This is a genomic window from Streptomyces sp. SID5464 (genome assembly GCF_009862985.1).
In the GTDB taxonomy this organism is placed as follows: Bacteria; Actinomycetota; Actinomycetes; order Streptomycetales; family Streptomycetaceae; genus Streptomyces; species Streptomyces chartreusis_D.
On the sequence record NZ_WWIQ01000077.1, the window covers coordinates 1 to 15,753 of the forward strand.

The window sequence follows — 15,753 nt, forward strand, 5'->3', positions numbered from 1 at the left end:
CCTCCGGCGTCAGCGCCGCCGCCAGCCGCGCCGCCGCCGGGCGGTTCTCGTCCCGCAGGGCTTCGACGGCCGCGCGGATCACGTCCCGCGGGCCCCCCTCCTCGGGCACACCGGCGGCCGCCCTCTCGTACAGGCGCGCGCCCTCCTCCAGGACGACGTCCGTGTCCATGCCCGCCGGGATCTTGATCTGGGCGTGATGGCGCCAGGTGCTGACCGGGTCGCCCCACGCTTCCACGGCGAACGTCCACAGGCCGGGCTCACCGGCGGTGACCTCGGCGCCCCACCGGTCCGTCCCGGGGGCCAGCTCGCGCATCGGTGTCCACGGGCCGGGGCGGCCCTCCGGATCCCTCAGGACGACGTTGGCGGCGACCGCGTCGTGCCCCTCCCGGAACACGGTCGCCGAGATCTCGAAGGTCTCGCCGGTCACGGCCTTGGCCGGCCGGCGTCCGCGCTGGACGACCGGGCGGACATCGAGAACGGGTATGCGCCCGACGGCGGTCGCGTCGCCCACGGGGGGCGGTGTCGGGACCGGCGGACCGGCGTCGGCCGGGCGCGCGGGGCGTGCTTCGCCGCCGGGAGCGCGCGCCCCGGTGGTGCGGCGGTTGGGGGGTGCTGGCGAATGGTGCTTGGCGGGCATGACCGCTCCTGTCCGCGTCAACGTGGGTGGGCGGATGTCTGTGGGGAGGTGGGTCCTGCATGGTGCTCCTGAGAGGGGTACCCGGAGGAGCCTTCCCACCCTATTCGGGTGGGCAATCCGGCACTTTGTTAACTACTCACGCGTATGTCGACACACAAGACCGGCCTCGTCCGCGACGGACGAGGCCGGCCCCTTCGCGTGGCTGTTCCTTCGCCCTAGGTCCGCGGCACCCGCAGTAACTTGTCCGGCGAACCGAGACCCCGGCCGGAGACCTTTCCGGTCGCCGCTCCCGCGGTCAGGGCCCTCCCGACCTGGGCCGGAGCCGCCTTCGGGTGCTCCGCCAGATACAGCGCGGCCGCGCCCGCGGCGTGCGGTGCCGCCATCGAGGTACCCGAGAAGGAGGCGTGTGCCGTGTCGCTCGCGGCGGACGCGGAGGTGATGTGCACGCCCGGGGCGAAGAGATCCAGGGCCGGACCGTGGTTGGAGAAGGCCGGTTTCGTATCCCTCCGGTCGGTCGCGCCGACCGTGATCGCCTGCTTGACGCTCCCCGGGGAGTACAGGCCGGCCGGCCTGCCGTCGTTGCCCGCGGCGACCGTGTACGTGACGCCGGAGGCGATGGAAGCGCGGACGGCGGCGTCCAGCCGGTCGTTGCGCGGGCCGCCCAGGCTGAGGTTGGCGACGGCGGGCTTCTTCGCGTGCCGGGTCACCCAGTCGATCCCGGCGATCACCCGGGCCGTGGTGCCCGCCCCCGCGGCGTCGAGGACGCGTACGGAGACGATGCGGGCCCGCTTGGCGACACCGTGGGCCCTCCCGGCGACCGTGCCGGCGACGTGCGTGCCGTGGCCGTTGGCGTCCGACGCGACCTCGTCGTCCCCGACGAAGTCCCAGCCGTGGCTCGCCCGGCCGCCGAAGTCCTGGTGCGTGGTCCGGACACCGGTGTCGATCACGTACACCGTCACCCCGGCGCCCGCCGACTCGGGCGAGGTGTAGCTCCGGTCCAGCGGCAGACTCGGCTGGTCGACGCGGTCCAGCCCCCAGGAGGGCGGCTCGGGCTGTGCGCGGTCCAGCCGCACGCGGGTGTCCTGGACGACCGAGGCGACCCGGGGGTCGGCGGCGAGCCGCCCGGCCCGTCTCGCGTCGGTCCTGATCGCGTAGCCGTTCAGGACGGTGCCGTAGGTGTGGCTGATGTCCACCCCGTACGTCTCGGCGAGGGCCCTGCCGGCCGCCGACGGAGCCCGTATGCCCTCCTTCAGTGTCACCACGTAACTTCCGTGCACGGAGCCGGGTTCTCCGGCGCCGAGTATCCGCCCCTCCGGTACGGCGTGCGCGGGCAGGGTGATGGCCGAAAACGCCGCGGCGCAGACCGCCGCCACCAGGCCCCCCGTCCAGCGCAGACGCCGTGTGCGCGTCCGTCCCATGGTCCGAGTTCCCCTCCTCGACTCGGCGTACGGCTGCCGCGCGGCACCGCGTACGGCAGGCGCGGGCCGGTACGCCAGGGGCAGCCTCTCGTGGCAGGTGAAGCGCCACAAGGACGCCTGTGGGACGGAATCGGCCATATCCGTGGATGGTCCGGTTCCGGCCGATCGGGGGTCGGGAGGCGGAGCTTCAGCGGCGGCGGCGCCGACGCCGGTACTGTCGTAGGTGACGTCGATGAAGCCCTGTGTCAGAACCCTGCGTCATCCTGCGAACGCGCCGAGGTGGAACCCGTGAAGGCGATCCGTCGATTCACCGTCCGACCCGTTCTCCCCGAACCCCTCCGGCCGCTCAGTGATCTGGCCCGCAATCTGCGCTGGTCGTGGCATGCGGAGACCCGTGACCTGTTCCAGTCCGTCGATCCCGAGCGCTGGGCCGCCTCGGGCGGCGACCCGGTCCGGCTGCTGGGCAGCGTGCCGCCCGCGCGGCTCGCGGACCTGGCCTCGGACCGCCGCTTCCTGCGCCGCCTCGCCACGGCCACGGGCGATCTGAACGACTACATGACCGGCGACCGCTGGTACCAGGCCCAGCCCGACGAACTCCCCGCCGCGATCGCCTACTTCTCACCCGAGTTCGGCATCACGGCCGCCCTGCCCCAGTACTCCGGCGGCCTCGGCATCCTGGCCGGCGACCACCTGAAGGCCGCCAGCGACCTCGGTGTCCCGCTGATCGGAGTCGGCCTGCTCTACCGGCACGGCTACTTCCGCCAGACCCTGTCCCGGGACGGCTGGCAGCAGGAGCACTACCCCGTCCTCGACCCCCACGAGCTGCCCGTGGTCCTCCTGGAGGAGCCGGACGGCAGCCCCGCCCAGGTCGCCCTCGCCCTGCCCGGCGGCAGGCGACTGCACGCCCGGATCTGGCTGGCGCAGGTCGGCCGGGTCCCGCTGCTGATGCTGGACTCGGACGTCGAGGAGAACGACCTCGGCGAGCGCGGCGTGACCGACCGGCTCTACGGCGGCGGCAGCGAGCACCGGCTGCTCCAGGAGATGCTGCTCGGCATAGGAGGGGTCCGGGCGGTGCGCACGTACTGCCGGCTGACCGGGCACCCCGAGCCGGAGGTGTTCCACACCAACGAGGGACACGCCGGGTTCCTCGGCCTGGAGCGGATCGCCGAGCTCTGCGCCGGGGGCCTCGACTTCGACTCGGCGCTGGAGGCGGTCCGCGCCGGGACCGTCTTCACCACCCACACCCCCGTCCCGGCCGGCATCGACCGCTTCGACCGCGAGCTGGTCGCCCGCCACTTCGGCCCCGACGCCGAGCTGCCCCGCATCGACGTCCAGCGCGTCCTCGGGCTCGGCATGGAGACCTACCCCGGCGGCGAGCCCAACCTGTTCAACATGGCCGTGATGGGCCTGCGCCTCGCCCAGCGCGCCAACGGCGTGTCCCTGCTGCACGGCAACGTCAGCCGCGAGATGTTCTCGGGACTGTGGCCCGGATTCGACGCCGACGAGGTGCCGATCACCTCGGTGACCAACGGGGTGCACGCGCCGACCTGGGTCGCGCCCGAGGTGTTCCGGCTCGGCGCCCGGCAGATCGGCGTCCAGCGCGCCGAGGACGCCCTGACCGTCGGCGGCTCGGACCGCTGGGACGCGGTGGCGGACATCCCCGACCAGGAGATCTGGGAGCTGCGGCGGGGCTTGCGCGAGCAACTGGTGACGGAGGTGCGGGAGCGGCTGCGGGCCTCCTGGCGGCAGCGCGGCGCCGGCACGGCCGAGCTGGGCTGGATCGACGGCGTGCTCGACCCGGACGTCCTCACCATCGGTTTCGCGCGGCGGGTCCCGTCGTACAAGCGCCTGACGCTGATGCTGCGCGACCGGGACCGGCTGATGGGCCTGCTGCTGCATCCCGAGCGGCCGGTCCAGATCGTCGTGGCGGGCAAGGCACACCCCGCGGACGACGGCGGGAAGCGGCTGGTGCAGGAGCTGGTGCGGTTCGCGGACGATCCGCGGGTACGGCACCGGATCGTGTTCCTGCCGGACTACGGCATGGGGATGGCGCAGAAGCTCTACCCCGGCTGCGACATCTGGCTGAACAACCCGCTCAGGCCACTGGAGGCCTGCGGCACCTCCGGGATGAAGGCGGCGCTCAACGGTTGTCTCAACCTGTCCGTCCTGGACGGCTGGTGGGACGAGTGGTTCCAGCCGGACTTCGGCTGGGCCATCCCCACGGCCGACGGGGTGGGGACCGACCCGGACCACCGCGACGACATAGAGGCCGCGGCGCTGTACGACCTGCTGGAACAGCGGGTGACGCCGCGCTTCTACGAGCGTGGTGGCCAGAGCGGGCTGCCGGACCGCTGGATCGAGATGGTCCGCCAGACCCTGAGCCTGCTCGGGCCGAAGGTGCTGGCCGGGCGGATGGTCCGCGAGTACGTCGAGCGGCTCTACGCGCCCGCTGCGCTCTCCCACCGGTCCATGGGCCCGGACGCGGCGCGCGATCTCGCCGAGTGGAAGACCAGGGTGCGGGCGGCGTGGCCGGGGGTCACCGTCGACCATGTGGAGACGTCGGCGTCGGCGGCGCTGGCGGAGCTGGGTACGACGCTGGGGCTTCGCGTGCGGGTCGGTCTCGGTGAGCTCGGACCGGACGACGTGGAGGTGCAGGCCGTTTCGGGGCGGGTGGACGAGGAGGACCACATCGCCGACGCGGCGGTCGTTCCGTTGAAGCCGGTGGGCTCCGCCGAGCAGGACGGGCGGTGGGTTTATGAGGGGCCCTTGTCGCTGGATCGCACCGGGCCTTTCGGGTATACGGTGCGGATCCTGCCTGCGCATCGGCTGTTGGCGTCCAGCGCGGAGTTGGGGCTTGTGGCCGGACCGTCCGAGGAGTTGGTGGAGGCGGCGGGGCTGTTGATGCGTTGAGTCTCGTCTGCGGGTGCGTGGGGGGTGAGCGCGCAGTTCCCCGCGCCCCTCAGGGCAACTCGCCACCCGGCGTCGCCAGGTTCCGTAGGACGGTGCCGCACCTGCGTGCGTAAGCGTGCTGGAAGCCTCTGGTCGCCGGGCCGCCCGCCTTCGCGTACCACTTGGCGCCGCGGCTGAAGGCGTTCACCGTCAGCCAGACCGTGCCGTCGCCCGTGCGGTCCACCACGAAGGACTCCTCGCCGGTTTCCGGGTGGCCGGGCAACGTGCCGTACGCCCAGCCCGCGCGGCGGGGTTCCTCGACCGTCCACACCACGCGGCAGGGGGCCTTGATCATGCCGGCCAGGGTGACGGTGACGTCGACGCCGGGGGCGGCCCGGTCCGCGCCGGCGTCGATGCCGACGCCCAGGGCCCGGTGCATCTCCCAGGTGAGCACCGCCTCCGAGGCCCGGCGGAAGACCTCCTCGCCCTCGCCGAGACGGGTGCGCACGTTCATGGGATGGAAGCCCGGCGGGCAGAAGCCCTCGTCGCGGGTGGCGCCGACATCGGCGTAGGTGAAGTCCTTCGGATCCGGATAAGACACGGTCACCAAGAGTAGGGCGGCACCCGGGTCTGCCTTCGGTCCGGGTACCGCCCCAGGGGGTGTCCTGGCCGTGCTTCGGTCAGCCGACGTTGACGGCGGACCAGGCGGCCGCGACCGCCTTGTACTCGGCGCTGGACGCGCCGTACAGCGCCGAGGCCGCGTTCAGGGTCGCCGTGCGGGCGCCCGCGTACTTGGTCGTCGACGTCATGTACGTCGTCAGCGCCTTGTACCAGATCTGGAGCGCCTTGGTGCGGCCGATGCCGGTGACCGTGGAGCCGTTGGACGTCGGCGAGTTGTAGGTCACGCCGTTGATGGTCTTCGAGCCGCTGCCCTCGGAGAGCAGGTAGAAGAAGTGGTTGGCGGGGCCCGAGGAGTAGTGCACGTCCAGGCCGCCGAGGCCGGCGGACCAGGCGTCCTTGGACGAGCCGTCCTTGCTGGGCTTGTCCATGTAGCGCAGCGGGGAGCCGTCGCCGTTGATGTCGATCTCCTCGCCGATGAGGTAGTCACCGACGTCGGAGGAGTTGTTCGCGAAGAACTCCGCGCCCGCGCCGAAGATGTCGCTGGTCGCCTCGTTCAGGCCGCCGGACTCGCCGCTGTAGTTGAGGCCGGCCGTGGCCGAGGTCAGACCGTGGCTCATCTCGTGCGCGGCCACGTCGAGCGAGGTCAGCGGGTGGGTGTTGCCCGAGCCGTCGCCGTAGGTCATGCAGAAGCAGCTGTCCGACCAGAACGCGTTGACGTAGTTGTTGCCGTAGTGGACGCGTGAGTACGCCGCCTTGCCGTCGTTGCGGATGCCGCTGCGGCCGAAGGTGCTCTTGTAGAAGTCCCAGGTCACCTGGGCGCCGTAGTGCGCGTCGGCGGCGGCGGTCTCCAGGTTGGACGGGTTGCCGTTGCCCCAGACGTCGTCGGAGCCGGAGAAGAGGGTGCCGGTGCCGGAGGTGCCGCGGTTCAGGTTGTACGTCTTGTGGCCGCCGCGCGTGCCGTCCGTGAGGTTGTACGTCGACCCGGACTTGGTGGTGCTGAGGGTGACCGTGCCGCTGTACGTGGTGTTGCCCGTGCCGGTCTCGATGCCCTGGTACTCGTAGAGCTTCTTGCCGGTGGCGGCGTCGGTGACGACGTGCAGCTCGTTCGGGGTGCCGTCCTCCTGGAGGCCGCCGACGACCGTCTCGTAGGCGAGGGTGGGCTTGCCGTCGGCCGCCCAGATCACCTTGCGGGGCGTGGAGTTCGCCTCGGTCTTCTCCGAGCCGGCGACCTTGGCGAGCGTCACGGCCTGCTTCTCCGCCTTGGCGGCGGTGACGGCGGGCTTGAGCGAGTCGACCTCGAGCTTGGCCTTCGTCGCTCTGGTGACGCCCTTGGTCGCGCCGGACTTCGACTCGTGCACCACGAGGTCGCCGCCGAGGACCGGCAGGCCCGCGTAGGTGCGCTCGTAGCGGGTGTGGACCGTGCCGTCGGCGTCCTTCACGACGTCCTTGACGACCAGCTTCTCCTGTGCGCCGAGGCCTATCTCGCCGGCGGTCCCGGTGGCCTCCGCCTGCTGCTCCTTGATGAGGGCGGCGCGGGCGGGCGCGGTCAGCAGGACGGGTGCGGCGGCGAGGGCCGGCTTGCCGGCGGCGGAGGAGTCGGCGGCGACGCTGCTGCCGGAGGCCAGGCCGGTGGTGAGCAGGGCGCCGGCCGCGACGGCGGTGGCGATGGCGAGCGTGGTGCGCTTGTGACGCGCGTAGAGAGAGGTGGACACACAAGCTCCTAGGTGTGGGGGAAGCGCTGTGGTGCTGTGCGGCGGGTGGGGGAAGAGTGGCACTTGAGACGCGTACATGTCAGGAGCCCGCGTGATGTTGGCCGGAAATCGACGACGAGGTGTACGCCCGGGCACGTGAAGCGGGCGCCGTCCCGGGGGAGTCGAACCCACCGGGGCGGCGCCCTGCCCTGGGCAGACCGCGAACGGGCCTACGGGAAGGTGAGCTTCCAGCTGTTGATGTAGCCGGTGTCGCGGGCCGCGTTGTCCTGGACCCGCAGCTGCCAGACGCCGTTGGCGGCCTCGGACGAAGCGTTCACCGTGTACGTCGTGTTCAGGTTGTCCGCGCTGCCGCCGGTGCCGTAGCCCTTCAGCGTGTACGCCGTGCCGTCGGGGGCGACCAGCTGCACCTGGAGGTCGCCGATGTAGGTGTGGACGATGTCCACGGCGACCTGGAGGTTCGACGGCGCGTTGCCCGTCCGCCCGGAGACGGTGATCGACGACGTGACCGCCGCGCCCCGGTCCGGGATCGCCACGTCGGCGGTGTTCTCGAAGGACGTACCGCCGCCGCCTCCGCCGCCGGAGCGCGTGCCGACGTTCACGCCCGCCCACGCGTCCTGGACCCCCTTGTACTCGGCGCTGTCGGTGCCGTACAGCTCACCGGCCGCCGCGAGGGTGCCGGTACGGGCGCCCGCGTAGTTGGTGGTCGAGGTGAACTTGGTGGTCAGCGCGCGGAACCAGATCTTCTCCGCCTTGTCCCGGCCGATGCCGGTGACCGGAAGGCCGTCCGAGGTGGGCGAGTCGTAGGTGACACCGTTGATGGTCTTGGTGCCGCTGCCCTCGCTCAGCAGGTAGAAGAAGTGGTTCGCGGGGCCCGAGGAGTAGTGCACGTCGATCGAGCCGATGCCCGAGTACCAGGCGTCCTTGGACGAGCCGTCCCTGCTGGGCTTGTCCATGTAGCGCAACGGCGTGCCGTCGCCGTTGATGTCGATCTCCTCGCCGATGAGGTAGTCACCGACGTCGGAGGAGTTCTTCGCGTAGAACTCGACGGTCGAGCCGAAGATGTCGCTGGTCGCCTCGTTCAGGCCGCCGGACTCGCCGCTGTAGTTGAGGCCCGCCGTGTTGGAGGTGAGCCCGTGGGTCATCTCGTGCGCGGCCACGTCGATCGACGTCAGCGGGTTCGCGTTGCCCGAGCCGTCGCCGTAGGTCATGCAGAAGCAGCTGTCCGACCAGAACGCGTTGACGTAGTTGTTGCCGTAGTGGACCCGCGAGTACGCGCCCGTGCCGTCACCGCGGATGCCGCTGCGGCCGTGCACGTTCTTGTAGTAGTCCCACGTCAGCGCGGCCCCGTAGTGCGCGTCGGCGGCGGCCGACTCCAGGTTGGAGGGGCTGCCGTTGCCCCAGACGTCGTCGGAGCCGGAGAAGAGCGTGCCGGTGCCGGAGGTGCCGCGATTGAGGTTGTACGTCTTGTGGTTGCCGCGGGCGCCGTCGGTGAGGTTGTACGTCGACCCGGACTGCGTGGTGGTGAGGTCGACCGTGCCGGAGTACACCGTGTTGCCGGTGCCGGTCTCGATCGCCTCCCACGCGTACAGCTTCTCGCCGGTGGTGGCGTCGGTGACGACGTGCAGTTCCTGCGGGGTGCCGTCGTGCTGGAAACCGCCGACGACCGTCTCGTAGGCCACGACCGGCTTGCCGTCGGCCGCCCAGATCACCTTGCGGGGCTCGCGGTTGACGGCGGGGCTCTTGGCCTTCTCGGCCCTGCCCGCGGCCAGGGCCTGCTGCCGGGCCTTCGCGGCGGGCACCGCGGCCTTCGTCGTGGCCGGCTTGATCGCGGCGCGGGCGGCCTTGACGACGGACGCGGTGGCGTCCGCCTTCGTACTCTGGACGACGAGGTCGCCGCCGAGGACCGGCAGGCCGTCGTAGGTGCGCTCGTAACGCGTGTGCACGGTGCCGTCACGGTCCTTGAGGACGTCGCGGACGACCAGCTTCTCCTTGGCGCCGAGGCCCAGCTCCTTCGCCGTCCCGGCCTTGGCGGCGTCGGCCTCGCGGATCAGCGCGGCGCGCTGGGCGGGGGTGAGCTTGACCGACTCCGAGCCGGGGGTCGCCTTGCTCGCGGCCGACGGTGCCTTCTCCGGGGCTGCGAGGGCGGTGCCGCTCTGCACGGCGGCGGCGATCAGCGCGGCGACGCCGGCGAGGGCCACGGCCGCGGTACGGCGGGGGGTGTGGGACGTGCGTCTGTGGGAGCTGCTTCTTCGCGAGGAACTGCTTCTCAACACTGGCTCCTTCTGCGGGACCGGGGGTCGCCCGGCCTGGGGAGGTGGAGGTGTTGCTGTGGGGTTGCTGTGGAGCAGTCGTGGGAAGCGTGGCAGGCGAGTGCGCTTTCTGTCAGGAGCGCGTCAACAGTATGGCCGGAAACCGTTCGTTGACCGGAAATTCATGTTCGCTATACGGACGGTTTCCGGGCGTCGGGCAGGTCCCCGTGCCAGGAGTGCCACAGCGCCGCGTAGGCCCCGCCCGCCGCCACCAGCTCGTCGTGCGTGCCGAGTTCGGTCAGCCGGCCGCCCTCCATCACGGCCACCCGGTCGGCGTCGTGCGCGGTGTGCAGCCGGTGTGCGACGGCGATGACGGTGCGCCCTTCCAGTACGGCTGCCAGGGCGCGCTCGGTGTGCCGGGCGGTCGTCGGGTCGAGCAGCGCGGTCGCCTCGTCGAGGATCAGCGTGTGCGGGTCCGCCAACACCACGCGGGCCAGGGCGAGTTGCTGGGCCTGCGAGCCGTCGGTGCGGCAACCGCCCTGGCCCAGGAGCATGTCCAGGCCGTCCGGCAGCTCCCGCACCCACGCGTCGGCGCCGACCACCGAAAGCGCCTTCCACAACTCCTCGTCACCGGCGGACGGTTCGGCGATCCGCAGGTTGTCGCGGACCGTGCCGAGGAACACGTGGTGCTCCTGGGTGACCAGCACGACCTGGCGGCGCAGCCGCTCCGGCCCGAGCCCCACGACCGGCACGCCGCCGACCGTCACCGAGCCGGCGGTCGGCGCGTCGATGCCCGCCATCAGCCGGCTCAGCGTGGTCTTGCCGGCGCCGGACGGCCCGACCATGGCCAGTCGCTCGCCGGGCGTCACCGTCAGGTCGACGCCGCGCAGCACCTCGACGCCCCCGTCGTAGGCGTAGCGCACGCCGGTGACGTCGATACGGTCGCCGTCCGGATCGGGGCCGTCGCCCTCCTCGGCGGCCCGCGGGGCCCGGGCCAGTCCCTCCACCCGGGCGAACGAGGCCCCGCTGCTCTGCAGTTGCTCGACCCGCACCAGGATCTCGTCCAGCGGATTGCTCAACTGGTGCAGATACAGGGCCGCCGCCACGACCGCCCCGAGACTCATCGCGCCCGAGGTGTGCAGCGCCCCGCCGATCACCAGCGTCCCGGCCACGGGGAGCACGTACGAGACTTCCACGGCCGGAAAGAACACCGACCGCAGGAACAGGGTGTGGAAGCGCGTGCGGCGGGACTTCTCCAGGGCGTCACGGCTCGCGGCCGTCCGCCGCTCCTGGAGCCGGAACGCCTCCACCGTGCGCGCCCCGGCCGCGGTCGCCGCGAGGATCTCCGCGACGTCCGAGGTGGCCGCACCCTCGGCGAGATACCCGTCCCGGGCCCGCCGCAGATACCAGCGCAGCGCCAGCCAGATCGGCGTCAGGCCGAGCACGCCGAGGACACCGAGCAGCGGATCCAGCAGGAACACCGCGCCGATCAGGAACAGGCACTGCACGAGGTTGATGAGCAGGATCGGACCGGCGTCCCGCAGGGTGTTGCCCACGGTCGTGACGTCCGAGGTGCCCCGGGCCGTCAGATCGCCGGTGCCGGCGCGTTCCACCACCGAGGCGGGCAGGGCGAGGGCGCGGTCGACGAACCGCTCCCGTACGCGCGCGAGGGTGCGTTCGCCGAAGCGGTGACCCACGTAGCGGGCCCAGCGGGCGAGGAGCAACTGGGCGACGGCGCAGAGCAGAAGGACGAGGGCCAGCCGGTCCACGGCTGCGACGCCGTGTCCGGCGCGGACGTCGTCGATCATCCGGCCCAGCAGCCAGGGTCCTGCCAGACCGGCCATGGCGGCGAGGGCGTTGAGGCCGAGGACGGTGCCGAAGGCCAGGGTGTCGGCCCGTACGAGGTCCAGCAACGCCCGTCGGACGTCGGCCCGTTCGGCCACGGGGAGGTGTCCGCGGCTCATCGGACGGACTCCTCGGTGTCCCTGGCCACGAGGGCGCGGTAGCCGGGAGTGGTGTCGAGCAGGTCGTGGTGGCTGCCCGAGGCCGCGACCTTGCCGTCGACCAGGTAGTGGACGGTGTCCGTGCGGTCCAGGACGAGGGGGGAGGTGGTGGTCACGACCGTGGTGCGGCCTTGCCGGGCCTCACGGAGGCGGTCGGCGACGGTGGCCTCGGTGTGGGCGTCGAGGGCGGAGGTCGGCTCGACGGTGAGGAGGATCTCCGGGTCGGCGAGGAGGGCTCTGGCCAGGCGGATGCGTTGGCGCTGGCCGCCGGAGAGGTTGCGGGCCTGGGCGTCCATCCGGGTGTTCAGGCCGTCGGGGAGGGCTTGGACGATGTCTTCGGCTGCGGCTGTGTGGAGCGCCGTTCGGAGTGCCGCTTGTTCGCCGTGGGCGGGTGCGGGTGGTGTGTGGCTTGTCGCGCCCCGCGGCGGAGCCGCAGATCGAGACAGCCCCGCGCCCCTGAGAGGTCCGATCATGTCCTGGAGAGTTCCTGCGAACAGGTCGGACTCGTGGTCGGCAACCAGGATGCGGTCCCGGATCTGGCCCAGGGCGATGTCCTCCAGTCGCACTCCGCCCCAGGTCGCGTCCGACGGGGTGTAGCGGCCGAGGCGGTCCACCACCGCCACGGCGTCGGCCGGGTGTTCCGCCACCAAGGCCGTCAGGCGGCCGGGCAGGACGCGGACACCGGACTCGGGGTCGTGCAGGGCCGACGGCTCGGACGGGGCGTCGCGCGTCCCGGTGTCCGGCGTCGGCTCCAGCCGCAGGAACCGTACGACGCGGCGCGCGCACACCAGGCCGCGGCTGATCTGGTATCCGCACTCCACCCAGAAGGACACCGGGCCCACCAGCACCGCGACATAGCCGTAGACCGACACCAACTGGCCCACGGTGATGTCCCCCTGGGCGGCGAGGCGGGCTGCCAGCCAGGTCACCACGGCGAGGAACAGCGTGGGCAGGCCGATGCCGAGGGCCTGGACCCAGCTGGTCACCGCGCCGACCCGGTACCCCTGCTCGCGCAGCCGCTGCGAGTCACGGCGGAAGGCGTCCGCGACCAGCGTCTTGCCGCCCAGCCCGGCGAGGACCCGCAGACCGCCCGCCAGGTCGCCGATCCGCGCGGTGAGCACGCCCTGCCGCTCGCGGTACTCCGTCTCGGACCCCTGCAGCCGCCCGAGCAGCGGCCCGACGAGCAGGACGATCACCGGGATCCCGAGCAGCACGACCAGGGCGATGAGCGGGGAGACCGACACCAGGAGGACGGCGACCACCAGATAGGCCACGACCGCGCCGACGCCGGGGCCGACGACCGTCAGCGACTGGCTGATCGTCTGCACGTCGCCCACCCCGATCGTGACGACCTCCCCGGCCCCCGTCTGCCGCGACAGCGACGCGCCGAGCCGCACCGCCTGACCGACGACGACCTTCACCGTGCGGAAGTTGGCGTCCATCCGGACGCGGGTCATGGTGCGGTGGCGCATGATGCTCAGCCAGGCGTTGAAGGCGCCCACCGCGAACAGCGCCCCGCTCCAGGCGGTCAGCGCGCCCATGTCCCCGGGCTCCAGCCCGTCGTCGATCGCCCGGGACATCAGATACGGGGTCGCCGCCAGCAGCACCATCCACACGCTGCCGAACATCGCCCCGGCCGCGCACCGCCAGGGCTGCCGGGTGACCAGCCACCACAGGTAACGGGCGCCGCCCCGGTGGTCGGGTGTGCCGGGGTCCTCGTACGCGTCGATCATCCGCCCGCCCTCCGCCGTCCTCTCCGTCTGTAGGGTCCGCGACTTCGTGAGCACTGGTTCCTGCGGATACGTCGGAATCCGTGCGAGGTGAGCAGTAGCCGTGTCGGTGGATCGTTAGCAGTCGGTGGTCTCCGTGAGCGGGGTTGGTGACAGCGAGTTAAGCCTGATCAATGCCAGCCTGAGGGCTTGGCCTTGCTCGGCAGCGTGTTGGTCGTGGCAGAAACGTCGAGGGCCTGCGCCCGTGAGCTGTCTGCCTGACGTCCGCTTAGCGGCCGTATCGTCCCCCATCCGCAGCCTCCCGGCGCCGGCTGTCGTCAGTGGTGGGCAAGGAAGTCCTGCAGTTCGCGGTGGCGGAACTGGTAGGCAGTACCTGCCTTCCGCAGCAGCCCGGTTCCGGAGCACCAGTCCAGGAATCGGCTCAGCCGCCACGGCAACCACCGTCCGAAGCCCTGCCGGGTACACAGCAAGAGGGCCATGTACCACAACCCGGCCTCCCCGGACGTGACCCCCCACACGAGCCCGCCGACGAGTCCGATAGCGAGTCCGGGTAAGAGGGCGTCCGCGAGCAGAGTCACGATCCCGTCCATGATCCCGGTCACGTGCAGGTGATCGAACTCGAGAAAGGTGCCAAACCAGGCATAGGCTCCGCACGCGAATCCGAACATAAGACCAGTCACAAGCCCGACCACGAACCGGCCCTCCTGCCCAACTATGCCACCGGCGATGGCCCCGAACAGGAGCGCTACCGCGATCGCGTGAGCCAGCTGGCTTTCGGCTGCAAGACCGGCCAGGAGCCCGGACAGGAGCCCGAGCCAGAGCGTGATCCAGAGCGAGAACGCGAGGACATATAGGGGTTCGGCCGCTGCCCCGATGACAAAGCGGTGTGGGGGTGGGCCAAATGCCATGGGACCGAGCACTGGGGACAATCTTGCTGTCCGGCCTGGCTGCACCCAGGTCCTCAACGACACGATCCCTGCGCCGACGGCTGTGGGGAGCAGTGGGTCGAATGGCGGGTCAAGGAAGAGCCAGGCCGCGGTGCTGGCCAGCGTGGCGGTGGTGGTGATGGCGGCGACTGCGGCGCGCACCGGGCGGGAGCCGACTAGGGGCCATAGTTCGGCGAGCACGATGTCGGTGCTCGGAAGGGCCTGCCCTCCGACGGCACGGTTGGTGGTGGCGTTGTGGTTGAGGTAGCGGGCCAGGACGGTCAGCCCCGTGCGGACGCGGTCGGGGCTGTACGGAGCACGGTGGCGGGGCGCGCTGGCCAGAGCAGTGGCTGCGGGTATGAAAAGGTCCAGGAGGTGTTCGCCCACCGCGTCGGGGGTGTTCAGAGACGGGGCCAGCAGGGCGTCGGGGTGGCGCAGATAGGCCCCGGTGTGTGGGGCGCGCTGTTCGTAGACGGTGGCGGCCAAGGTCAGGCGCCATGGCGTGGACAAGCCCGCGGCCAGGGGGCCGTCCGGGGCTGCAGCCAGGGCGTCGAGGACGTTCTGCCAACGGTCGGGGCCATCGACGCGGTCGGTCAGGAAGTCCCAAGCGGTCGCAGCGTCGAGCGGGGTGAGTTCGATGCGGGCGGCGTCGTGTAGCCATGCGCCTACCGCTTGGAGGGTGGTGTAGGAGCCGCTGCGGCAGGTCAGGATCAGCTGGGCCTTGGCCACGCCCTGCTGGTAGGCGTTGAGGGCGCGCAGCGCGTGGGCGGCGCGAGAGTCGTAGCCCGGCTGGGGGTCGGCGTCCATCTCGTCCAAGCCGTCGAGTACCGGCAGCACCCGCCGGTCCTTGACCAGCGCGTGGGCAGCGTTTTTGGACAGGCCGTAGGTGGTCACCAGGTGACGGGCGATCCACTCCTCCATCGGGCGATTGGTGTCGAAGGAAGGCAGTGACAGTCGTACCGGGACTGCCTCGCCCGGCGAGCGGTGCTCAAGGAGGAGGAGCACGAGCTGGAGGGCCAGGGCTGTCTTGCCGGCGCCTGGAGCGCCGGTGATGACCAGCCGGCCCGGGCGCAGCCGCTGGTAGTAGTCAGCGATGTCCTGGAACGTCCCGTGCGGGACGGCGCCGGCTGCCTCGTGCGCGGGGGCGGGGCGATGGACGAATGGGACGTTGATGGTCCGGTCATGAGCGCCCAGCAGGTGCCGCCACGCGGCGCGTTCCGCGTCCACCACGTCCACCGCCAGCCGGTCGGCATTCCCGGCGATGTCGGTCTCCTGCCACCGCAGCGCCTGCACCGCCATCCAGCCCGACCACAACGCGGCCACCAGGGACACCAAACCCACCGTCAGCCCGGCCGGATCAACATCCCCCCTGCCCGCCCCCGGGAACAACCGCAGGCCGACAACAACCGCCACACCTAGCAGCAGCACCGTGCCCATGCCGAACACGCCCGCCTGCCTACGCCTGGCCCCCATCACCCGCCCCGTCACCCAGCGAAGACCAATTCCGGCGTCCAACACCCTAATCTTCTGGAAAGTACGGCGCAGCAATCTCCCGCTTCCGACGCGCC

General features: G+C 71.6%; 9 protein-coding genes. 1 reads left to right on the forward strand and 8 read right to left on the reverse strand.

The annotated features are described in order from the left end of the window. The coding region (locus tag GTY47_RS38785; RefSeq protein ID WP_158688418.1) for a maltotransferase domain-containing protein at nt 1-637 on the reverse strand (637 nt) is incomplete at its 3' end. A gap of 215 nt (nt 638-852) precedes the next feature. Continuing rightward, a complete protein-coding gene (locus GTY47_RS38790; RefSeq protein WP_010041661.1) occupies nt 853-2,055 on the reverse strand; it encodes a S8 family peptidase in 1,203 nt (400 codons plus the stop codon). Between the two features lie 288 nt (nt 2,056-2,343). Here GTY47_RS38790 and GTY47_RS38795 point away from each other — a divergent pair, with 288 nt between their 5' ends. Next, a complete protein-coding gene (locus tag GTY47_RS38795; RefSeq protein ID WP_010041662.1) occupies nt 2,344-4,965 on the forward strand; it encodes a glycosyltransferase family 1 protein in 2,622 nt (873 codons plus the stop codon). 49 nt (nt 4,966-5,014) lie between these two features. Here the strand turns inward: GTY47_RS38795 and GTY47_RS38800 are convergent, their stop codons facing one another. The 6 genes from GTY47_RS38800 to GTY47_RS38825 form a co-directional block, all read right to left on the reverse strand. Further along, a complete protein-coding gene (locus tag GTY47_RS38800) occupies nt 5,015-5,554 on the reverse strand; it encodes a DUF1990 domain-containing protein (protein ID WP_086012533.1) in 540 nt (179 codons plus the stop codon). Nucleotides 5,555-5,624: 70 nt separating this feature from the next. After that, nucleotides 5,625-7,277: a M4 family metallopeptidase gene (locus GTY47_RS38805; protein ID WP_010041667.1), complete on the reverse strand. Its 1,653-nt coding sequence runs from the start codon at nt 7,275-7,277 to the stop codon at nt 5,625-5,627. 209 nt (nt 7,278-7,486) lie between these two features. After that, nucleotides 7,487-9,547, reverse strand: a complete 2,061-nt coding sequence (locus GTY47_RS38810; RefSeq protein ID WP_029181297.1) for a M4 family metallopeptidase — start codon at nt 9,545-9,547, stop codon at nt 7,487-7,489. Between the two features lie 170 nt (nt 9,548-9,717). After that, nucleotides 9,718-11,490, reverse strand: a complete 1,773-nt coding sequence (locus tag GTY47_RS38815) for an ABC transporter ATP-binding protein (RefSeq protein WP_010041671.1) — start codon at nt 11,488-11,490, stop codon at nt 9,718-9,720. Beyond that, nucleotides 11,487-13,262 carry an ABC transporter ATP-binding protein gene (locus tag GTY47_RS38820; RefSeq protein WP_010041673.1) on the reverse strand — a complete coding sequence of 592 codons (1,776 nt, stop codon included), beginning with the start codon at nt 13,260-13,262 and terminating at the stop codon, nt 11,487-11,489. Before GTY47_RS38820 ends, GTY47_RS38815 begins: the two co-directional genes overlap by 4 nt. 314 nt (nt 13,263-13,576) lie before the next feature. Beyond that, nucleotides 13,577-15,622 (reverse strand): NACHT domain-containing protein, encoded by a 2,046-nt coding sequence (locus tag GTY47_RS38825; RefSeq protein WP_231911234.1) that lies wholly within the window; start codon nt 15,620-15,622, stop codon nt 13,577-13,579. Nucleotides 15,623-15,753: the final 131 nt, after the last annotated feature.